Annotated in this window: 19 protein-coding genes; 8 read left to right on the top strand and 11 right to left on the bottom strand. The window is 59.2% G+C overall.

Translation table 11 applies throughout. The features are described from left to right. Positions 1–94: 94 nt before the first annotated feature. From glpD to PSH90_RS20955, 4 genes are all read right to left on the bottom strand, one after another. Positions 95–1,630: a glycerol-3-phosphate dehydrogenase gene (glpD, locus tag PSH90_RS20970; RefSeq protein ID WP_305381460.1), complete on the bottom strand. Its 1,536-nt coding sequence runs from the start codon at positions 1,628–1,630 to the stop codon at positions 95–97. Positions 1,631–1,920: 290 nt separating this feature from the next. Next, the gene (locus tag PSH90_RS20965; protein WP_095181782.1) at positions 1,921–2,676 is read right to left on the bottom strand and encodes a DeoR/GlpR family transcriptional regulator; all 756 of its coding nucleotides are present in this window, start codon (positions 2,674–2,676) and stop codon (positions 1,921–1,923) included. A gap of 95 nt (positions 2,677–2,771) precedes the next feature. Then, complete coding sequence (glpK, locus tag PSH90_RS20960) at positions 2,772–4,274, bottom strand: glycerol kinase GlpK (protein WP_024014162.1); 1,503 nt, start codon at positions 4,272–4,274, stop codon at positions 2,772–2,774. A gap of 77 nt (positions 4,275–4,351) precedes the next feature. Continuing rightward, the gene (locus tag PSH90_RS20955) at positions 4,352–5,203 is read right to left on the bottom strand and encodes an MIP/aquaporin family protein (protein ID WP_016773396.1); all 852 of its coding nucleotides are present in this window, start codon (positions 5,201–5,203) and stop codon (positions 4,352–4,354) included. A 351-nt stretch (positions 5,204–5,554) separates the two neighbouring features. Here PSH90_RS20955 and ybaK point away from each other — a divergent pair, with 351 nt between their 5' ends. Both ybaK and PSH90_RS20945 read left to right on the top strand, forming a co-directional pair. Then, entirely contained in the window at positions 5,555–6,025 is a 471-nt protein-coding gene (ybaK, locus tag PSH90_RS20950; protein WP_095181783.1) for a Cys-tRNA(Pro) deacylase, read from the top strand. Between the two features lie 99 nt (positions 6,026–6,124). Next, entirely contained in the window at positions 6,125–6,907 is a 783-nt protein-coding gene (locus PSH90_RS20945) for a PhzF family phenazine biosynthesis protein (RefSeq protein ID WP_095181784.1), read from the top strand. 120 nt (positions 6,908–7,027) lie between these two features. Here the strand turns inward: PSH90_RS20945 and PSH90_RS20940 are convergent, their stop codons facing one another. Both PSH90_RS20940 and argF read right to left on the bottom strand, forming a co-directional pair. Then, the gene (locus PSH90_RS20940) at positions 7,028–8,137 is read right to left on the bottom strand and encodes an ABC transporter ATP-binding protein (RefSeq protein WP_071173438.1); all 1,110 of its coding nucleotides are present in this window, start codon (positions 8,135–8,137) and stop codon (positions 7,028–7,030) included. Further along, entirely contained in the window at positions 8,134–9,054 is a 921-nt protein-coding gene (argF, locus tag PSH90_RS20935; protein WP_024014160.1) for an ornithine carbamoyltransferase, read from the bottom strand. Before argF ends, PSH90_RS20940 begins: the two co-directional genes overlap by 4 nt. A 405-nt stretch (positions 9,055–9,459) precedes the next feature. On the opposite strand from argF, the gene PSH90_RS20930 reads away from it, so the two are divergent. From PSH90_RS20930 to grxD, 3 genes are all read left to right on the top strand, one after another. Further along, complete coding sequence (locus PSH90_RS20930; RefSeq protein ID WP_041479870.1) at positions 9,460–9,750, top strand: hypothetical protein; 291 nt, start codon at positions 9,460–9,462, stop codon at positions 9,748–9,750. A gap of 135 nt (positions 9,751–9,885) precedes the next feature. Beyond that, positions 9,886–11,991 carry a molybdopterin oxidoreductase family protein gene (locus PSH90_RS20925; protein WP_252868211.1) on the top strand — a complete coding sequence of 702 codons (2,106 nt, stop codon included), beginning with the start codon at positions 9,886–9,888 and terminating at the stop codon, positions 11,989–11,991. Between the two features lie 97 nt (positions 11,992–12,088). Further along, positions 12,089–12,430, top strand: coding sequence for a Grx4 family monothiol glutaredoxin (grxD, locus tag PSH90_RS20920; RefSeq protein ID WP_016773402.1), 342 nt, complete (start codon positions 12,089–12,091; stop codon positions 12,428–12,430). A gap of 201 nt (positions 12,431–12,631) precedes the next feature. Here the strand turns inward: grxD and bfr are convergent, their stop codons facing one another. Continuing rightward, entirely contained in the window at positions 12,632–13,105 is a 474-nt protein-coding gene (bfr, locus tag PSH90_RS20915; RefSeq protein ID WP_016773403.1) for a bacterioferritin, read from the bottom strand. Positions 13,106–13,301: 196 nt separating this feature from the next. After that, entirely contained in the window at positions 13,302–13,520 is a 219-nt protein-coding gene (locus PSH90_RS20910) for a bacterioferritin-associated ferredoxin (RefSeq protein WP_003227725.1), read from the bottom strand. Between the two features lie 312 nt (positions 13,521–13,832). Here PSH90_RS20910 and PSH90_RS20905 point away from each other — a divergent pair, with 312 nt between their 5' ends. Continuing rightward, positions 13,833–14,435 (top strand): peroxiredoxin, encoded by a 603-nt coding sequence (locus tag PSH90_RS20905; protein WP_003227723.1) that lies wholly within the window; start codon positions 13,833–13,835, stop codon positions 14,433–14,435. A 74-nt stretch (positions 14,436–14,509) separates the two neighbouring features. Here the strand turns inward: PSH90_RS20905 and rnt are convergent, their stop codons facing one another. Both rnt and pyrC read right to left on the bottom strand, forming a co-directional pair. Beyond that, complete coding sequence (gene rnt, locus PSH90_RS20900; RefSeq protein WP_252868210.1) at positions 14,510–15,187, bottom strand: ribonuclease T; 678 nt, start codon at positions 15,185–15,187, stop codon at positions 14,510–14,512. After that, positions 15,184–16,230: a dihydroorotase gene (gene pyrC, locus PSH90_RS20895; protein ID WP_252868209.1), complete on the bottom strand. Its 1,047-nt coding sequence runs from the start codon at positions 16,228–16,230 to the stop codon at positions 15,184–15,186. Before pyrC ends, rnt begins: the two co-directional genes overlap by 4 nt. Before the next feature lie 160 nt (positions 16,231–16,390). Between pyrC and PSH90_RS20890 the strand changes: the two genes are divergently transcribed. Both PSH90_RS20890 and PSH90_RS20885 read left to right on the top strand, forming a co-directional pair. Beyond that, complete coding sequence (locus PSH90_RS20890; protein ID WP_041479867.1) at positions 16,391–17,305, top strand: OmpA family protein; 915 nt, start codon at positions 16,391–16,393, stop codon at positions 17,303–17,305. A 129-nt stretch (positions 17,306–17,434) separates the two neighbouring features. Next, the gene (locus tag PSH90_RS20885; protein ID WP_007953201.1) at positions 17,435–18,652 is read left to right on the top strand and encodes an argininosuccinate synthase; all 1,218 of its coding nucleotides are present in this window, start codon (positions 17,435–17,437) and stop codon (positions 18,650–18,652) included. 115 nt (positions 18,653–18,767) lie between these two features. Here PSH90_RS20885 and PSH90_RS20880 read toward each other — a convergent pair whose 3' ends face one another. After that, the gene (locus PSH90_RS20880) at positions 18,768–19,469 is read right to left on the bottom strand and encodes a hypothetical protein (protein WP_252868208.1); all 702 of its coding nucleotides are present in this window, start codon (positions 19,467–19,469) and stop codon (positions 18,768–18,770) included. Positions 19,470–19,854: the final 385 nt, after the last annotated feature.

Here is a 19,854-nt window from a genome sequence, read left to right as displayed (position 1 = left end):
CCAACTGCCCCAATCAGGTTCAACAAAGTCCACATAACAAAAAGCCCCTGAATCTCACAATTCAGGGGCTTTCGTTCAAGCGATGGGGCGAAGATCAAGCCGCCTCGATCTTCCGGTTCTGCTCAACCTTGCCCAGATACGTCGACAGCGTCTGCTGTTCCTCCGGTGTGGTGAACAAGCCTAGCTTGGTGCGGCGCCACAGGATGTCGTGCGCCGTAGTGGCCCACTCTTCGCTGCACAGGTAATCGACTTCGCGGGTGTAGAGCCCGCCGCCGATGTGCTCGCCCATATCGGCCAGCGTTTGCACGCCTTCAAGCATGCGCCAGGTGCGGCTGCCGTAGGTGACGGCCCAGCGCCGGGCGATTTCGGTCGGGACGAAATCGAACTTGTCGCGAATCCGCGCGCTCAGGGCCTCTGGCGTGGTCATGTCTTCGCCGCCGGGCAGGGTGGCGGTCGCGGTCCAGCTCGGGCGCATCTGGGTGAAGAACGGCATCAACTGCGCCATCGCCGACTCGGCGAGCTTGCGGTAAGTGGTCAGCTTGCCGCCGAACACCGATAGCAGCGGCGCTTCCTCGGCGTTGCCCGACAGCGCCAGGGTGTAATCGCGAGTGACCGCAGACGGGTTGTCGGATTCGTCGTTGCACAGCGGCCGAACGCCCGAGTAGCTGTGCAGGATGTCTTCGCGGCTGAGCTGCTTCTTGAAGTGGGCGTTGACCACTTTCAGCACGTAATCGGTTTCGCCTTCGGTGATCGCTACTTTCGCCGGGTCGCCGGTGTATTCGCGGTCGGTAGTGCCGATCAGAGTGAAGTGGTTCAGGTACGGAATAGTGAAAACGATGCGCTGATCTTCGTTTTGCAGAATATGCGCATGTTCGCCTTCGTACAGTTTCGGCACGATGATGTGGCTGCCCTGGATCAGACGGATGCCGTAAGGCGATTCCATCTTCAGGTCGTCACGGATGAACTTGGCAACCCATGGGCCGGCGGCGTTGACCAGTGCTTTGGCGGTGATCGAAAACAAACTGCCGTCGGCGCGCTCCAGATGCAGATGCCACAGACCTTTGGTGCGGCGGGCACTGACACAGCGGGTCTGGGTATGCACATGCGCGCCTTTTTCACGGGCGGCCATGGCGTTCAGGACCACGAGGCGGGCGTCATCGACCCAGCAATCGGAGTATTCGAAGCCTTTCTTGATTTCGCTTTTCAGCGCGCTGTCGGCGCCGAACTTCAGGCTTTTCGAACCTGGCAGCTTTTCGCGTTTGCCAAGGTTGTCGTAGAGGAACAGGCCGGCACGAATCATCCACGCCGGACGCAGGTGCGGGCGGTGTGGCAGAACGAAACGCATCGGTTTGACGATGTGCGGCGCCTTGGCCAGCAGCACTTCGCGCTCGGCGAGCGCTTCACGCACCAGACGGAATTCGTAATGTTCCAGATAGCGCAGGCCACCGTGGATCAGCTTGCTGCTGGCCGACGAGGTGTGGCTGGCCAAGTCGTCTTTTTCGCAAAGGAACACCGAAAGACCGCGACCGGCGGCATCCGCTGCGATCCCGACGCCGTTGATCCCGCCGCCAATCACGGCAACGTCATAGATCTCGGAGAGAGGGGGCGTACGCAAGGTAGAGGTGGACATCGGCTGGCCTCGGTTCTTTTGATTTAGTCTTGGAAATCGAACATAAATGTTCATTTGCGAAAATGGTAGCCCATAAACACGCGCGCAGCCAGTCGCGTTCGATTGAAAAAACTCATCGAAGGGCGATTAAAAGAAAATTTTCGAACATGAACGCGCGCAAGGGCGCAGAAGATGTGTTGTGTGATCGATTGTTTTCGCGAGCAGGCTCGCTCCCACATTTTGCAATACATTCCAAGAGTGGGAGCGAGCCTGCTCGCGAAGGCGTCGGTTCGGTCAGCGAGGGAGAGGGTTCAGACGACTTCCAGACGAATCTTGTGCTGACTCAACAACTGCGTCAGCGCCGGTACCGGCTGCTGATCGGTGACCAGACAATCGATCAGGCTGATCGGCCCCAGTCGAATCATCGCATTACGCCCGAACTTGCTCGAATCCGCTGCCAGAATCACCTGTCGCGCGTTGGCGATGATCGCCTGGCTGACCCGGACCTCCTGATAGTCGAAGTCGAGCAGGCTGCCGTCCTCATCGATCCCGCTGATCCCGACCAAGGCGAAATCGACCTTGAACTGATTGATGAAGTCCACACTCGCCTGACCGACCACACCACCGTCGCGGCGCACGTTGCCGCCGGTCAGCAGCACATCGAAATCATCCTTGGCGCTGAGCATCGAGGCGACGTGCAGGTTGTTGGTGATGATCTTCAGGTGACTGTGATTGAGCAGGGCGCGAGCGATCGATTCGGTGGTGGTACCGATATTGATGAACAGCGAGGCGTGATCGGGGATCTGCGCGGCAATGGCTTCACCGATGCGTTGCTTTTCATCACGCATCTGATCGGCACGCATGGCATACGCGGTGTTTTCGACACTGGAATCGTAAGCGGCGCCACCGTGGTAGCGACGCAGCAGATTGGCTTCCGCGAGCTGGTTGATGTCGCGGCGGATTGTTTGCGGGGTGACAACGAACAGCGTGGCCATTTCCTCGATGCTCACATAGCCGCGTTCGCGGACCAGCTCGAGGATTTGCTGCTGACGGGGAGGCAGATTCATGGGGCTTCCTTTGGGCTGCCGTGCAAAATTTGCCCATGATGCCGCAGGAATCCGCTCCCGACCAGTTAGATACCTATGTGTAACTCAAGGCTGGCTTATTCAGCGTCCTCACGCGCCCAGTCACGGGTGCGGCTGACGGCTTTTTTCCAGCCTTTGTAGAGTTTCTCTTTCTCGGTTTCGTCAAGGCTCGGTTCGAACTCGCGCTCGATCACTGCCTTGCCGCGCAGTTCTTCCAGGCTGCCCCAGAAACCGCAGGCCAGGCCGGCCAGATAAGCCGCGCCGAGTGCGGTGGTTTCGCGCATTTGCGGGCGTTCGACCTGGGTGCCGAGGATGTCGGCCTGGAACTGCATGAGGAAGTTGTTCGCCACCGCACCGCCGTCCACGCGCAGGGCTTTGAGGCGTTCGCCGGAATCCTGTTGCATGGCGTCGAGTACGTCGCGGGTCTGGTAGGCGATCGACTCCAGCGCGGCGCGGATGATGTGATCCACGCGGACGCCGCGCGTCAGGCCGAACAGTGCGCCACGGGCATACGGGTCCCAGTACGGCGCGCCGAGACCGGTAAACGCCGGCACCAGATACACACCGTTGCTGTCCTTGACCTTGTTGGCAAAGTATTCGGTGTCGTGGGCGTCGTTGACGATTTTCAGTTCATCACGCAGCCACTGCACGGTCGAACCGCCGTTGAACACGGCACCCTCCAGTGCGTAGGCAACTTCGCCGCGCGGGCCGCAGGCGATAGTGGTGAGCATTCCATGCTGGGATTTCACTGCTTTGTCGCCGGTGTTCATCAGCAGGAAGCAACCGGTGCCGTAGGTGTTTTTCGCCTGGCCCGGCTCGACGCACATCTGCCCGAACAGTGCCGCTTGCTGGTCGCCGGCGATACCGCCGATGGCGATGCCGCTCTTGGTGCGACCGTAGATTTCCGAGGACGCTTTGACTTCCGGGAGCATCTCGCGCGGGATGTCGAGGATCTCCAGCATCTTCGAGTCCCACTCCAGCGAGTGAATGTTGAAGAGCATGGTGCGCGAGGCGTTGGTGTAGTCGGTGACGTGCACCTTGCCGCCGGTGAATTTCCAGATCAGCCAGCTATCGACGGTGCCGAACAGCAGCTCGCCGTTGCGCGCACGCTCGCGGCTGCCTTCGACGTTATCGAGGATCCACTTCAGTTTGGTGCCGGAGAAGTACGGGTCGGTGACCAGGCCGGTGGTGTCGCGGATGTAGTCTTCGTGGCCATCGCGCTTGAGCTGCTGGCAGATCTCGGTGCTGCGGCGGCACTGCCAGACGATCGCGTTATACACGGGGCGGCCGGTGGTCTTGTCCCAGACCACGGTGGTTTCACGCTGGTTGGTGATACCGATCGCGGCAACCTGGTCATGGTGCAGGCCGGCCTGGGCCAGCGCTTCAACCATCACCGCGCTCTGGGTGGCGAAGATTTCCATCGGGTCGTGCTCGACCCAACCGGCCTGCGGGTAATGCTGAACGAATTCGCGCTGCGCGGTGCAGACTACGTTCGCGTCGCGGTCGAAGATGATCGCGCGCGAACTGGTCGTACCCTGATCAAGGGCAATGATGTAGTTCTTGTTCTGAATGTCGGTCATGTCGATTGCCTTGGACGAAAAAAACGAGAGTGGGCCGTGGCGCCGGCTCGGATGGGCAGGAGCCGGCGCCGACTGTTTCAAGAAGTTCTTGGTTTGCCGTCAATGGCCGGTTCTGCATCCTTTGTAGCAGGTGTGGCGCCGGTCAGGTGACGGGCGATGAGCCCGCGATACCCGGCAGCGCCGAGGCAGGCACCGACAATCGGTGCAAAAATCGGAATCAGGAAATACGGAATATCACGACCACCGGTGAAGGAAATTTCACCCCAACCGGTAAAGAAAGTCATCAGTTTCGGACCGAAGTCACGCGCAGGGTTCATCGCGAAACCGGTCAGCGGACCCATCGCACTGCCGATCACGGCAATCAGCAGACCGATCAGCAGCGGCGCCATGGGGCCTCGTGGCAGGCCGTTGTTGTCATCGGTCAGGGCCATGATCACGCCCATCAGGATCGCGGTGATGATCATCTCGACCAGAAAGGCCTGGGCCGTCGACAGCACCGGGTTCGGGTAGGTGGAGAACACCGAGGCCAATTCCAGGCTGGCAGCCGAGCCACGAACCATCTGGTGGGTTTGTTCGTAATCGAAGAACAGATTGCTGTAGAGCGTGTAGACCAGCAATGCGCCGCAGAAGGCGCCGGCAATCTGCGAAAGGATGTAGAACGGCAGTTTGCGCTTTTCGAAGTCAGCGAAGATTGCCAGAGCAATGCTCACGGCCGGGTTCAGGTGCGCGCCGGAAACCCCGGCGGTGAGGTAGATCGCCATGCTCACGCCGACGCCCCAGATGATGCTGATCTCCCACAGGCCGAAGCTGGCACCTGCGACTTTGAGCGCGGCGACACAACCGGTGCCGAAGAAGATCAGAAGGGCGGTGCCCAGAAACTCGGCCATGCATTGGCCGGAAAGCGATGGTTGCGGTAAAGCAGCTGTCATTGAAAACCTCGGTTCTTTTTCTTGTGTGGCGCCTTGCCAACGGAGCAGGGCGCGATCTTCACCGGGTCGGAATCCCCATTCGGTTCCCGGGTTACTGCTGGGTACTGCGTTAAGCATGATTCTTACATTATTCAGATTCGAAAAAATATAGACAAGAAACAAACCTGTCAAAGGTCGAAAGTGAACCGCCGGTCACAATAAAACTATTCGCCGTGTGAATGATCAGCGCGGCGATCAGCTTGAATGCAGCGCGAAGCCACGGGATTCGCGGCTTGGAATAGAGCCTTTTGCCCAACGATGACCTAGAATCTGCCGCAGGTTTTTTCAAAGATTGCCGAACCCGGAGCTGCCATGACCCCAGCGTTGGACTTGTTGAAAAAAGTTCGTGCCGAACATCGCGTGCACAGTTACGAACATGATCCGAAAGCCGCGTCCTATGGGCTGGAGGCGGCGGAGAAGCTCGGGCTCGCACCGGCGCAAGTGTTCAAAACCTTGCTGGCCGCCAGTGAAAAAGGCGAACTGCTGGTAGCTGTGGTGCCGGTCGTCGGAACGCTCGACCTCAAGGGCCTGGCCCATGCCGCTGGAGTGAAGAAAGCCGAAATGGCTGACCCGGCTGCCGCGCAACGTTCAACCGGCTACCTGTTGGGCGGCATCAGCCCGCTCGGGCAGAAGAAACGCCTGCGCACCTTCATCGACAATTCCGCTCAGGGGTTCGCGACTATCTATGTGAGTGCCGGGCGGCGAGGACTGGAAGTGGAATTGGCACCGGCGGTGCTGGCCGAGCACACTCAGGCGCAGTTCGCCGATATCGGCCGGGCTTAAAATGCGCGCCAGCTGTATGAAGAAAAAATTGCGCTTCTGTCACTGGCACTGATCCGGGCCGCCGTTGCATGCTCGGTCGACCAATTCAGGGAGAAAATCATGCAGCTTGCGTTTCATCAGGTCGACGCGTTCAGTGATCGGCCGTTCAGTGGCAACCCGGCGATGGTCTATCGGCTCGACAGCTGGCTGGCCGATGACTTGATGCAGAAAATCGCCGCCGAACACAACCTGGCGGAGACTGCGTTTCTGGTGCGCGAAGGGCAGGCCTGGCATATCCGCTGGTTCACTCCGACTACTGAAGTGCCGCTGTGCGGGCATGCGACCCTGGCCAGCGCGTTTGTACTGTTCGAAATCTATAAGGAAAGTGCCGAGCGCATCGACTTCATCTGCAAGTCCGGGCCGCTGAGTGTCAGCCGCGAAGGCGACCGGCTGTGGCTGGATTTCCCGACCATCGTGCCTTCGGAAATCGGCGTGACGCTGGATGTCGAGCGGGCGCTGGGTGTCGAGGCTGTTGATGTGCTCGGCTCCAACGAACTGTTCGTGGTGCTGGAATCGGAGCAGGCCGTGCTCGACTGCAAACCGGACATGGCGGCGCTGGCGAAACTGCCATGGCTGGGTGCAATCGTCACCGCGCGTGGCAACCAGCATGATTTCGTCTCGCGCTATTTCGCCCCGGCGATCGGTATCAATGAAGATCCGGTGACCGGTTCGACGCATTGCAGCCTGATTCCGTACTGGTCCAAGCGTCTGGGCAAAACGAATCTGACCGCGTGCCAGCGCTCGGCGCGGGGCGGCGAGTTGTTCTGTCGGCTGGAAGGTGAGCGGGTGAAGATTGGCGGCAATGCGACGCTGGTGGCCAGCGGCACCCTGTTTTTAGGCTGAGGCAATACCAACTGTGGGAGCGAGCCTGCTCGCGAAAGCGCTCTTTCAGTCAACATCTTCGGCGACTGAAACACCGCATTCGCGAGCAGGCTCGCTCCCACAATTTTTATCCAGTGCGGATCAAAGGCTGGTGCTGAACCGACGGACGCCGTTTTCCACCGCCGGAATCTGCGCCGCCGTGCTGCCGGATGCCTGGAACAGCACCAGGTGATCCGCCGCTACGCGAATCCCGACCTGCGCGCCAACCAGATGATCGGCGTGGCTGGGGAAGATCGATTCCAGCTGCGCGCCGGTCGGCAGTTGCAGGCGATACAAGGTCGCCGCGCCGAGGAATGTCTTGCCGACAATCTGCGCCTGCAATGGGCTGTCCGGCGCGTAAACAATGTCATCCGGACGCAACAGCACATCCACCGCACCGCCAATCGGCCAGGTGTAAGCACGGTTGCCACGCAGTTCACCGAGTTCGGTCTGCACTGATTCCGGGGTGACGAGCTGGCCGCGAATGAAATAGCCCTGACCGATGAAACTGGCGACATACGGCGTCGCCGGTTCGTGATAGAGGTTGTAGGGCGTATCCCACTGTTCCAGCCGACCTTCCTTGAACACGCCAACGTGATCGCTGACGGCGAACGCTTCTTCCTGATCGTGGGTGACCAGAATCGCACTGGTGCCACGAGCCTTGAGAATGTCGCGCACCTCATGGCTGAGCTTGCGGCGCAGTTCGCCATCGAGATTGGAGAACGGCTCGTCGAGCAGCAGCAACTGCGGCTCCGGCGCCAGGGCGCGGGCGAGGGCGACGCGCTGTTGCTGACCGCCGGACAATTCGTGGGGGAAGCGCTTGCCGAGGTTTTTCAGGTTGACCAGTTCCAGCAGCTCTTCGACCACGCGCGCCTTGTTCGGGTGCTTACGAATGCCGAAAGCGATGTTGTCGGCCACGCTCAGGTGCGGGAACAGCGCGTAGTCCTGAAACACCATGCCGATCCGGCGTTTCTCCGGCGCCAGGGTGAAACCGGCACTGGACAGGGTTTCGCCACCGAGGGTGATTTCGCCTTCATGCACCGGTTCGAAACCGGCGATTGCGCGCAGGGTGGTGGTCTTGCCGCAGCCAGACGAGCCGAGCAGGCAGCCGATGTCGCCGGCGTTGAGGTGCAGATTGAGGTTCTGCACCACGCGTTGATCTTGGTAGCCGCAAGCGAGGTTGCGCAGGTTCAGCAGTAATTCATGGCTCATGCGTGGTGATATGCCGGTTCGACGAGGAACTCGAGCAGGGCCTTCTGTGCGTGGAGACGGTTTTCTGCCTGATCCCAGGCGACGGAGCGCGGGTCATCGAGCAGGTCGAGACTGATTTCTTCGCCACGGTGCGCCGGCAGGCAGTGCATGAACAGCACGTCCTCGGCAGCGAGGTCGAGCAAGGCACGGTTGACCTGAAACGGCGCGAACAGCTTGAGGCGCTTGGCAGTTTCCTCTTCCTGACCCATCGAAGTCCAGACGTCGGTGCTGACCAGATGCGCGCCACGCACGGCGTCCTGCGGATCGCGGACGATGGTCACGCGATCACCAGCCTGGGCGACGAATTCCGGGTTCGGCTCGTAGCCTTCCGGGCAGGCAACGCGCAGCTGGAAGTCGAACTGGATCGCCGCTTCTATATAGCTGTTGCACATGTTGTTGCCGTCACCAATCCAGGCCACGGTCTTGCCCTGGATCGAGCCACGGTGTTCGAGGAAGGTCTGCATGTCGGCGAGCAACTGGCACGGGTGCAGATCATCGGACAGGCCGTTGATTACCGGCACCCGCGAGTTGGCGGCGAATTCGGTGAGGGTGCTGTGGGCGAAGGTGCGGATCATCACCGCATCGAGCATGCTCGACATGACGATGGCGCAATCGCTGATCGGCTCGCCACGGCCCAGTTGGGTGTCGCGCGGGGACAGGAAGATTGCCTGGCCGCCGAGCTGGATCATGCCGGCCTCGAAGGAGATCCGGGTGCGGGTCGAGGATTTTTCGAAGATCATCCCCAGCACGCGGTTTTTCAGAGGCTCGAACAGTACGCCGCGGTTACGCAGGTCCTTGAGCTCAACGCCTCGACGGATCACGCTGACCAGCTCTTCGGGCGTGCAATCCATCAGGGAGAGAAAGTGCCTTGCGCTCATCATTGACTACCTTTTTGCTACAGACCGCAGATGCTCAAAGCCTTGTTTAACGGAACAACGGGCGAGACCTGCGGCGTAAGCCGCACGGGGCGACGAAATAGGGGGAGGCGCGATATTGACACTAAATGTCGCGTTTTTCCAATAGGGTACTTTTTCAGCGGGATTCGGAGCGCGGACCGAGCATTTCGATCACGCATGTTGAAGCCGGATTCAGTACAGCGGTGAGCCTCTTTGTACACTGGCGCCGCCGCGCTTGGCAATGCGCCGCGACGGCAACGCAGCGGTCCTGGTCGGTTTGCGAACGCTGCGCCACCGATTCGCTTGGTCGGATGTTCAGACTGAAACATTTGCTAAAGCAAAGTGCTGGGTTATAAATAAGTTTCGAGCGACGCAGGGAGCCTCCGCATGGAATCGAAAGAACAACTGTTAATGGAGCTGCTGGGCCACACGGCTCGCTCTCTGACCCATCTCACCGCGTCAGTCACCTCGATGTCTTTCGAGTTGCTGCGCAGTGACGACGAAGTGGTCAAATCCGCCGGCCGACACATGATCGATCGCATGGCCACCATCAGCGCCGGGCTCGATGAGCACTGGCGGTTGATCGGCGAGCTCACCGGCGTCCACGTCGCCCACGAGCAGATCGAAACCATCCAGGAAATCCAGCTGGCCGCACCGCCGCAGTTGCCTTCGAACTGATCGCGACGGTTTATCGGCTGCCCTGATAACCGTCGATTCACGAGACGAACGTCGCTGGCGCCTGCTCCGCGCACGGGCCATAGTTTTGTTCCCGCGGGCGTGATTGCCTGCCCCCGAACAAGACAGAGACTGGCCATGACCAAGACTCTTCACCACCGTGCGTGCCACCTGTGCGAAGCCATTTGCGGGCTGACCATCGAAACTACGGAAACCGATGGCGATGTCGCGATCACCTCGATCAAGGGCGATGCCCTCGACACCTTCAGCCGCGGCCATATCTGCCCGAAAGCCGTGGCCCTGCAAGATATTCAGAGCGATCCCGACCGCCTGCGGCAGCCAATGCGCCGCGTCGGCAGTGAATGGCTGCCGATCGAATGGGACGAGGCGTTTGCGCTGGTGGCCGAGAAACTCGCGGCGATTCAGGAACGTCACGGCCAAAACGCCGTTGCGGTGTATCAGGGCAATCCGAGCGTGCACAACTACGGCCTGATGACCCACAGCAATTACTTCCTGGGGTTGCTGAAAACCCGCAATCGCTACTCGGCAACGTCGGTCGATCAACTGCCGCACCACCTCAGCAGCTATCTGATGTACGGCCACGGCTTGCTGTTGCCAATTCCGGACATCGATCACACCGATTTCATGCTGATTCTCGGCGGCAATCCGCTGGCGTCCAACGGCAGCATCATGACCGTGCCGGATGTCGAGAAACGCCTGAAGGCTATTCAGGCACGTGGCGGCAAAGTGGTGGTGGTCGATCCGCGGCGCAGCGAAACCGCAGCGATGGCCGATCAACATGTATTCGTTCGCCCGGGCGGCGATGCGGCGCTGTTGTTCGGCATGCTCAATACGCTGTTCAGCGAAGGCCTGACCCGCGACAGCCATTTGCCGGTCGATGGCCTCGACGAAGTGCGAAACGCCGTGGCTGAATTCAGCGCCGAAGCGATGAGCCCGCTTTGCGCAGTGCCTGCCGAACAGATCCGCCAACTGGCGCGCGACTTCGCTGCCGCGCCAAGCGCCGTCTGCTATGGACGCATGGGCGTTTCGACCCAGGCCTTCGGTACCTTGTGTCATTGGGTGGTGCAGTTGATCAACCTGGTCACCGGCAACCTCGACCGCGTTGGTGGTGCACTGTGCACCGAACCCGCTGTGGATCTGGTGGCGTCGACCTCGGGCGGGCATTTCAACAAATGGCAGAGCCGGGTTTCCGGTCGTCCTGAATACGGCGGCGAGTTGCCGGTCTCGGCGCTGGCCGAAGAAATGCTCACGGAGGGTGAGGGGCAGATCCGCGCGCTGATCACCGTGGCCGGCAACCCGGTGTTGTCGACACCCAACGGCCGGCAACTGGAGCAGGCGCTGGATGGCCTCGACTTCATGCTCTGCATCGACCTGTACATCAACGAAACCACGCGCTATGCCGATCTGATCCTGCCGTCGACCTCGGCGCTGGAAAACGATCACTACGACACCACTTTCAACCTGTTTGCGGTGCGTAACGTGACCCGCTTCAATCGCGCGATCCTCGCCAAGCCCGAGGGTGCGCTGCACGACTGGGAGATCTTCGTCGGTTTGGCCAAGGCTTTCGCCGAGAAAACCGGTAAAGAACTGAAACCGACGATGCCGCCGGCGAAGATGATCGACATGGGCCTGCGTATGGGCCGCTACGGCGATGCGTCCGAGCACAAGTTGTCGTTGGCGACGCTGTTCGATCATCCGCATGGCGTGGATCTGGGTGCGCTGAAACCGAATCTGGCATCACGTCTGAAAACGCCGAATCAGCGTATCCAGGCCGCACCGCCGGAAATTCTCGCTGACCTCGCTCGCTTTGCCGCGTTGCAGGCGCCGGCTGCCGATGAGTTGTTGATGATCGGCCGCCGCCATGTGCGCAGCAACAATTCGTGGATGCACAACTTCCATCGACTGGTGAAGGGCAAGCCGCGGCATCAGTTGCTGATGCACCCGGATGATCTGGCCAGCCGTGGCCTGGCTGATGGGCAACGGGTTCGGGTGAGTTCGCGGGTCGGGCAGATCGAGGTGGAAGTGCTCGCCAGTCTCGACATGATGAAAGGCGTGGTCAGCCTGCCCCACGGTTGGGGCCACGCGCGCCCGGGCGTGCAGATGGCGATCGCCAGCGGCCAGCCGGGGTCGAGCGCCAACGACCTGACCGACGAGTGCCAGCTTGACGAACTGTCGGGCAACGCGGCGTTGAACGGTGTGCCGGTGACAGTGGCGGCGGCTTGAGCGGGTCTGTCGGGGAGACCGAGCATGGCGCTCGGGATTCCGTTACAATGCGCCACCGTGCCGACCTCTGAGTCGGAAAGTTCAGCCGAGGTGCTCCATGGATATCATCGAAACGATTAAAGAGCAGATTGCCAACAACACCATTCTGCTTTACATGAAAGGCTCGCCGAATGCCCCGCAGTGCGGCTTCTCCGCAAAAGCTGCGCAAGCCGTGATGGCCTGTGGTGAAAAGTTCGCGTACGTGGACATCCTGCAGAACCCGGAAATCCGCGCCAACCTGCCAAAGTACGCCAACTGGCCGACTTTCCCGCAACTGTGGGTCGGCGGTGAGCTGGTCGGCGGCAGCGACATCATGACCGAGATGGCTGCAGACGGTTCGCTGCAAAGCACCATCAAGGCGGCTGTCGAAGCGGCAGCGGCGAACAAGTCCGAAGCCTGATTCTACGTTCATAGAGTTTCGCTCGACGACGCGTCTCCCGTAGAAGCTGTCGAGTGAAACGAGGCTGCGATCTTTTGATCTTCGGCCAGCAAAAAGCCCCGCACCTCGAAAGAGGGCGGGGCTTTTTGTTGGTTATATGAGTTGACTGAGTATCAAGGCTGAAATCGATAAAGATCGCAGCCTCGTTTCACTCGACAGCGCCTACTCTTCGCCCATCTGCGACTGCAGATAGTTTTCCAGACCGATCTTGTCGATCAGGCCGAGCTGGGTTTCCAGCCAGTCGATGTGTTCTTCTTCCGACTCGAGAATGTCTTCGAGCAGTTCACGGCTGCCGAAGTCGCCAACGGTTTCGCAATGGGCGATGGCGGCTTTCAGGTCAGCGTGGCCGGTCTTTTCGATGCGCAGGTCGCATTCGAGCATTTCGCGGGTGTGTTCGCCGATGTGCAGCTTGCCCAGGTCCTGCACATTCGGCAGGCCTTCAAGGAACAGGATGCGCTTGATCAGCTTGTCCGCGTGCTTCATCTCGTCGATGGATTCGTGGTATTCGTGCTTGCCGAGCTTGTTCAGACCCCAATCTTCATACATGCGCGCATGCAGGAAGTACTGATTGATCGCGACCAGCTCATTGGCGAGGATCTTGTTGAGATGCTGGATGACTGTAATGTCGCCTTTCATGATCGGAGTCCTGCCCTGTATTAACATAAGGCGGAGTTTGAGCTTGGTGTTTATAAGTGTCAAACCTAAGTTATTGAATAATAAATGAAAATTAATCGGAATAAGAATGTTTGTGTTCCGCGTCTGGACGCTAAGCAATTGATTTTCAGGCATAAAAAAACCGGACGCGAAGTCCGGTTCTTTGAAATGGGGGCATTTACGCAGCAGTAAATTCTACAGGGTAAGGGATCGCGGCCTGGGCGGTTTGCAGCTTGGTCAGAGTTTCGCGGACCACTTCCTTGGCAAGGCAGGCGCATTTGCCGCACTGGCTGGCGACGCCGGTGGCCTGGCGAACTTCTTTGTAGCTGCAGCAACCTTCATAGATCGCTTCGCGGATCTGTCCGTCGGTGACGCCAGTGCAGAGGCAAACATACATAAGTAAGAACCGTCGCTGGTTGTGACTCAATTGCGATGGATCTTAATGTTAACGAGAATGATTGTCAAAGTGCTTTCGGAACGCTTCCCAGCCAATTTGCCGGCGACTGACGAACGGTATTTGCCAGGCGCTCCCTTGACCCAATGAATACGCAGTGGATAACCGAACAGGGAAAATCCGTTACGGACAGGCCAAACACGCAGTGTATGATGGTCGTCCCTTGCGAAGAGGGTTCGTGTCACAGGGCTGTCGCCTGAGGGTGACAGGCTGGCCCGGACCCTGAACTTCAAGTTTCTACACCAGGAGATATCAATGAGCGTACTCGTAGGCAAACAAGCCCCAGACTTCACCGTCCCGGCCGTACTCGGCAATGGCGAGATCGTTGACAGCTTCACCCTGTCCTCGGCCATCAAAGGCAAATACGGCCTGGTGTTCTTCTACCCGCTGGACTTCACCTTCGTCTGCCCGTCCGAGCTGATCGCTCTGGACAACCGCATGGCTGACTTCAAGGCGCGCAACGTTGAAGTGATCGCTGTGTCGATCGACTCGCACTTCACCCACAACGCCTGGCGCAACACTCCAGTGAACAATGGCGGCATCGGCCAGGTGAAATACACCATGGCTGCCGACATGAAGCACGACATCGCCAAGGCTTACGACGTTGAATCCGAAGGCGGCGTGGCTTTCCGTGGCGCGTTCCTGATCGACGACAAAGGCGTGGTTCGCTCGCAGATCATCAACGACCTGCCGCTGGGCCGTAACATGGAAGAGCTGATCCGTCTGGTCGACGCGCTGCAATTCCACGAAGAGCACGGCGAAGTCTGCCCGGCCAACTGGAAGAAAGGCGACAAAGGCATGAACGCTTCGCCAGAAGGCGTTGCGGCTTACCTGACCGAAAACGCTGCTGCCCTGTAAGGCGCAACGTCGAGGTACAAAAAAACCGGCCCATGTGGCCGGTTTTTTTATGCGCGGGATTTGTTCGCCGAGGATCAGTCGTCGAAGTCTTCCCAGCCGCCCATCTGTTTCCAGCGATTGACGATGCCGCAGAACAGCTCAGCGGTCTTTTCGGTGTCGTAGCGCGCCGAGTGCGCCTCACGACCGTCGAAATCGATGCCGGCGGCCTGACAGGCTTTCGCTAGCACTGTCTGACCGTACGCCAGACCCGCCAGAGTCGCCGTGTCGAAACTGGAGAACGGGTGGAACGGGTTGCGCTTCATGTCCAGGCGCGCAACTGCTGCGTTGAGAAAGCCCAGATCGAAGCTGCTGTTGTGCCCGACCAGAATCGCCCGCTTGCAGCCGTTGGCTTTCAGGGCCTTGCGGATGCCACGGAAAATATCGGTCAGCGCGGTTTCTTCACTGACGGCCATGCGCAGCGGATGATCAAGCTTGATCCCGGTGAATTCCAGCGCTGCCGCTTCAACGTTCGCACCTTCGAATGGCTCGACGCGGAAGAAGTAGGTGTGATCCGGGTAGACGAAACCCTTTTCATCCATGGCGATGGTGGTCGCGGCAATCTCCAGCAGGGCATCGGTGGCTGCGTTGAAGCCACCGGTTTCTACGTCGACGACAACCGGCAGGTAGCCGCGAAAACGCGCTGCCATCGGGTGACGGGAACCGCCGCCACCACCTTGACCGTCCAGCTCATCGTCGAAATGCTCTTCACTCACGCGTGTTCCTCCAGCAGGCGCCAGCGCAGTTTTTCACCGGCGCGCAGCGGGATAACGGTCAGCTCGCCAAATGGCAGGCTGGTTGGGGCGGTCCATTCTTCGCGAACCAGGGTGATGCGATCGGTGTTTGCCGGCAGGCCGTAGAAACGCGGGCCGTTGAGGCTGGCGAAGGCTTCGAGCTTGTCCAGCGCATTACGCTGTTCAAACGATTCGGCATACATCTCGATGGCGGCGTAGGCGGTGTAGCAACCGGCGCAACCGCAGGCGGCTTCCTTGGCGTGCTGGGCGTGGGGCGCCGAGTCGGTGCCGAGGAAGAACTTGGCGCTGCCGCTGGTGGCGGCATCGAGCAAGGCTTCCTGATGGGTGTTGCGCTTGAGGATCGGCAAGCAATAGAAGTGTGGCCGAATCCCGCCCACCAGCATGTGGTTACGGTTGTACAACAGGTGGTGCGCGGTGATGGTCGCGCCGACGTTGGCCGAAGCCTCGTTGACGAATTGCACGGCGTCACCGGTGGTGATGTGCTCGAACACCACTTTCAGCGTCGGGAAACGCTCGACCACGCGGCGCATGTGCTCGTCGATGAAAATCTTTTCGCGGTCGAATACATCGACGTCGCCACGGGTGACTTCACCGTGGATCAACAGCGGCATGCCGACTTCGGCCATGGCTTCCAGCGCCGGGAAGATCTTGTCGATGCTGGTCACGCCGGAATCGGAATTGGTGGTCGCGCCGGCCGGGTAAAGCTTGGCGGCGTAGACGAAACCGCTGGCCTTGGCCTGACGAATTTCTTCCGGTTGGGTGCGGTCGGTGAGGTACAGCACCATCAACGGCTCGAACTGACTGCCGGCCGGGCGGGCAGCGAGAATGCGCTGACGATAGCCGTCGGCTTCAGCGGCGTTGCGCACCGGCGGTACCAGGTTCGGCATGATGATCGCGCGCCCGAAGGTGCGGGCCACATCGGCAACGGTATTGGTCAACACGGCACCATCGCGAAGATGAATGTGCCAGTCGTCGGGACGCAGCAGGGTCAGGCGGTCGGACATGAGGGGATTCCAGGCGGGTCAAACTGAGGCGAATGCTACCGGAAAAGACTCTTGCAGGCACCCGCTATCAAGTTTTGCCACAAGCGTCCGATATCCCGAAGGTATGCCGTAAACATTGTGTGAATCGGTGTTTGTGTTTCACAAGCCAATGGAGCCTCCCGTGCGCCAGCGTTATTTAGCCCTGCTCAGTGTGTTTGCCAGCCTTCCCGCGATGGCGCTGACTTACCAGACCCGTCTGGAGAACATTGAGTGGACGGTCGCCGGCGACCAGTTCGAATGCCGCCTGACGCAACCGATCACTGATTTCGGCTCGGGCGAGTTCGTGCGCAAGGCCGGTGAGCAGGCGATCTTTCGCCTGAATGCCTACAACGCCATGCTTGGTGGCGGCTCGGCGACGTTGCTCGCTGCCGCTGCACCGTGGCAGCCGGGGCGCGGCGATATCAATCTGGGCTCGGTACGGCTGGGCAGTGGCAATGTGTTGTTCAACAGCTCGCAATCCCAGGCCGGTGGGCTGATCAGCGGTCTGCTGGACGGCCGTAGCCCGGTAGTTCGCCGTGCGTCTGGCGATGGCCGGGTGTCGGAAGTGCGTTTGCTGCCGGTGAAATTCAGCAAGGCGTTCAACGACTATCAAGGCTGCGTGGCGAAATTGCTGCCGCAGAATTTCGACCAGATCAAGCAGTCGCAGATAGGCTTTCCCGGCGAAGGCGTTGAGCTGGACCCGGCTGCCAAGGCCAAGCTGCAAGTGATGCTCGAATACATGAAGGCCGACCCGACGGTGAACCACATTGACCTCGACGGCCATTCCGACAACAGCGGCAATCGTCTGACCAACCGCGAATTGTCGCGCCGCCGCGCGCTGGCGGTAGTCGATTTCTTCAAGGCCAACGGCATTCAGGAATCGCAGATCACCGTGCGTTTCCACGGCGAGCAGTATCCGATCGTGCCGAACACCAGCAAGGCCAATCGTGCGAAGAATCGCCGGGTCAACGTGAAACTGTCGCGTGTGGCACCGACCACAGCCCCTGCGCCAGCGCCGCAAGCGAGTACGCCAGCCACCGCCGCAGCGACTTCCTGACTCGCCGGTCATCGTCGCGCTCTCGACAGATTCTGTCGCTTTGTCGTCTTAAGCTGTCGCGCCTCTGTAAATTATCGCGTTTGAGCGGTAGACTCCCCGGCTTTCCGTAGAACCCCGTGGAGTGATGGCATGGCGGACGTAAACAAGGTCGTTCTGGCGTATTCCGGCGGCCTGGACACTTCGGTGATCCTCAAGTGGCTGCAGGATACTTATAACTGTGAAGTGGTGACTTTCACCGCCGATCTCGGTCAAGGCGAAGAGGTCGAGCCGGCCCGCGCCAAGGCTCAGGCCATGGGCGTCAAAGAAATCTACATCGACGATCTGCGCGAAGAGTTCGTGCGTGATTTCGTGTTCCCGATGTTCCGCGCCAACACCGTTTACGAAGGCGAGTACCTGCTGGGTACCTCCATCGCCCGTCCGCTGATCGCCAAGCGCCTGATCGAAATCGCCAACGAAACCGGCGCCGACGCCATTTCCCATGGCGCCACCGGCAAGGGCAACGACCAGGTGCGCTTCGAACTGGGCGCTTACGCGCTCAAGCCAGGCGTGAAAGTCATCGCCCCTTGGCGCGAGTGGGACCTGCTGTCGCGCGAGAAGCTGATGGACTACGCCGAGAAGCACGCGATCCCGATCGAACGCCACGGCAAGAAAAAATCTCCGTACTCGATGGACGCCAACCTGCTGCACATCTCCTATGAAGGCGGCGTGCTGGAAGACACCTGGACCGAGCACGAAGAAGACATGTGGCGCTGGACCGTCTCCCCGGAGAAGGCTCCCGACACCCCGCAATACCTGGAACTGACTTACCGCAACGGCGACATCGTCGCGCTGGACGGCGTCGAAATGACCCCGGCCACCGTACTGGCGACGCTGAACAAGATCGGCGGCGAGCACGGCATCGGTCGTCTCGACATCGTCGAAAACCGTTATGTCGGCATGAAGTCCCGTGGCTGCTACGAGACCCCGGGTGGCACCATCATGCTGCGCGCTCACCGCGCCATCGAATCGATCACTCTGGACCGCGAAGTCGCTCACCTCAAAGACGAGCTGATGCCCAAGTACGCCAGCCTGATCTACACCGGCTACTGGTGGAGCCCTGAGCGTCTGATGCTGCAACAGATGATCGACGCTTCGCAGGTCAACGTGAACGGCGTAGTGCGCCTGAAGCTGTACAAGGGCAACGTCATCGTCACCGGCCGCAAGTCCGACGATTCGCTGTTCGACGCCAACATCGCCACCTTCGAAGAAGATGGCGGTGCTTACAATCAGGCGGATGCGGCGGGCTTCATCAAGCTCAACGCGCTGCGCATGCGCATTGCTGCCAACAAGGGCCGCAAGTTGTTCTGAGTGGCTCAGAACGACGCGCAATAAAAAAGGCGGCCTGTTGAGGGCCGCCTTTTTTTATCTTTTTTTTCTGGTTCATCAGGCTCCCTCGTGTATCTGCGCGCAGTCTTGACCCGGTTCAACTGGTTCGTCCCAGTAATGTCACCGTCTGCGAACACAGGTTATATACGATGCACAGTGTGGCTCCTGAGCCTTTCTTGGCCTGCCTGATCTGTTGCAATGCGGAGTGGGCAAGCGCGTCCGACGCATGATTACAAAGAAATACGAGAACCCGCGCGTGCTTTTTATCGACGTCTTTTAGCGTTTCGAAGATGGCATCGAATCCCTTCGCTGCATCAACTTCTCTTGCGTCAATGATGTTCAGTTCACTTACCCAGGGTGACAGCTTGATATTCTGCATAACCGGATGGGATGGGTCGCGTGGACCGAGCGGTGGGTCCGGCGCGTTGTGAACTCTGCAGGGAATCGGCACTCGGCCTGGCCCGGTTTTACCCGGCACGATGCAACTGGTCAGCTCAAAAGCACAACGCTCGCCTGCTTCGCGAAAAGATTCGTCCCTCTGGTTATTTTGAGTAGTTTTCAAAAAGCTTTTGTCTTTGCCGAAGTCTGAAGGCGAGTAAAGCGAGCGATGATTGAAGTTAAGGGTGATAAAGAACAGGAATAACAAGTAAAAGGGGAAGCTGATCAGAAACCAGACGTAAATTTCCCGGTCCTTGTTATCGAGAAATGGTAACGATACCGCTGCCGAGGTTTCCGAAAGAATTGCAAATATGGCGATGACTGTCATGGGGTTGGTGATTTTGTTTTTTATCTTTAGCATTGTTTTGCTTCTACATGGTTTGTCTAGTTTAAGTTGGTTATTTCAGCGATAGCAAAGGCGCTTGTGTAAGTGCGCGGCTGTTAACTAAAGTTTTATAGAATCAACGATGTTGTGTCGAACAGGTGGTTGTGTCGGTTCGTTACGTCGTATGTCCCAGTGCTTGCCCAAGGCCAATTTGACAGGTAAATCATCGTGTATGAAGGTTCGTAATTGCGCCTGTTGAAGTTTTCCAACGACCCACCACGGCGTAGGACTCGGCTGCATGAAGATCAAACTCCGCCGGTGTATGAAAGATCGGAAGGCGGTTGCAATGGGGCAAGGGCAGCGAATTTGTGGGAATTATCCTCAATGCCTGTAGGGAATGTCTCTGGATGCAAATGCGTGT

The organism is Pseudomonas sp. FP1762 (assembly GCF_030687105.1).
Lineage (GTDB): Bacteria > Pseudomonadota > Gammaproteobacteria > Pseudomonadales > Pseudomonadaceae > Aquipseudomonas > Aquipseudomonas siliginis.
This window is presented reverse-complemented; position numbering and strand designations above follow the sequence as displayed.

Bases quoted from the DNA above. Each gene is read 5' to 3' on its own strand.
- bfr (WP_016773403.1), bottom strand. From the start codon at position 13,105: ATGAAAGGCGACATTACAGTCATCCAGCATCTCAACAAGATCCTCGCC.
- grxD (WP_016773402.1), top strand. From the start codon at position 12,089: ATGGATATCATCGAAACGATTAAAGAGCAGATTGCCAACAACACCATT.
- PSH90_RS20925 (WP_252868211.1), top strand. From the start codon at position 9,886: ATGACCAAGACTCTTCACCACCGTGCGTGCCACCTGTGCGAAGCCATT.
- glpD (WP_305381460.1), bottom strand. From the start codon at position 1,630: ATGTCCACCTCTACCTTGCGTACGCCCCCTCTCTCCGAGATCTATGAC.
- PSH90_RS20930 (WP_041479870.1), top strand. From the start codon at position 9,460: ATGGAATCGAAAGAACAACTGTTAATGGAGCTGCTGGGCCACACGGCT.
- PSH90_RS20880 (WP_252868208.1), bottom strand. From the start codon at position 19,469: ATGCTAAAGATAAAAAACAAAATCACCAACCCCATGACAGTCATCGCC.
- PSH90_RS20905 (WP_003227723.1), top strand. From the start codon at position 13,833: ATGAGCGTACTCGTAGGCAAACAAGCCCCAGACTTCACCGTCCCGGCC.
- PSH90_RS20885 (WP_007953201.1), top strand. From the start codon at position 17,435: ATGGCGGACGTAAACAAGGTCGTTCTGGCGTATTCCGGCGGCCTGGAC.
- PSH90_RS20940 (WP_071173438.1), bottom strand. From the start codon at position 8,137: ATGAGCCATGAATTACTGCTGAACCTGCGCAACCTCGCTTGCGGCTAC.
- PSH90_RS20955 (WP_016773396.1), bottom strand. From the start codon at position 5,203: ATGACAGCTGCTTTACCGCAACCATCGCTTTCCGGCCAATGCATGGCC.
- ybaK (WP_095181783.1), top strand. From the start codon at position 5,555: ATGACCCCAGCGTTGGACTTGTTGAAAAAAGTTCGTGCCGAACATCGC.
- glpK (WP_024014162.1), bottom strand. From the start codon at position 4,274: ATGACCGACATTCAGAACAAGAACTACATCATTGCCCTTGATCAGGGT.
- PSH90_RS20965 (WP_095181782.1), bottom strand. From the start codon at position 2,676: ATGAATCTGCCTCCCCGTCAGCAGCAAATCCTCGAGCTGGTCCGCGAA.
- PSH90_RS20910 (WP_003227725.1), bottom strand. From the start codon at position 13,520: ATGTATGTTTGCCTCTGCACTGGCGTCACCGACGGACAGATCCGCGAA.
- argF (WP_024014160.1), bottom strand. From the start codon at position 9,054: ATGAGCGCAAGGCACTTTCTCTCCCTGATGGATTGCACGCCCGAAGAG.
- pyrC (WP_252868209.1), bottom strand. From the start codon at position 16,230: ATGTCCGACCGCCTGACCCTGCTGCGTCCCGACGACTGGCACATTCAT.
- PSH90_RS20945 (WP_095181784.1), top strand. From the start codon at position 6,125: ATGCAGCTTGCGTTTCATCAGGTCGACGCGTTCAGTGATCGGCCGTTC.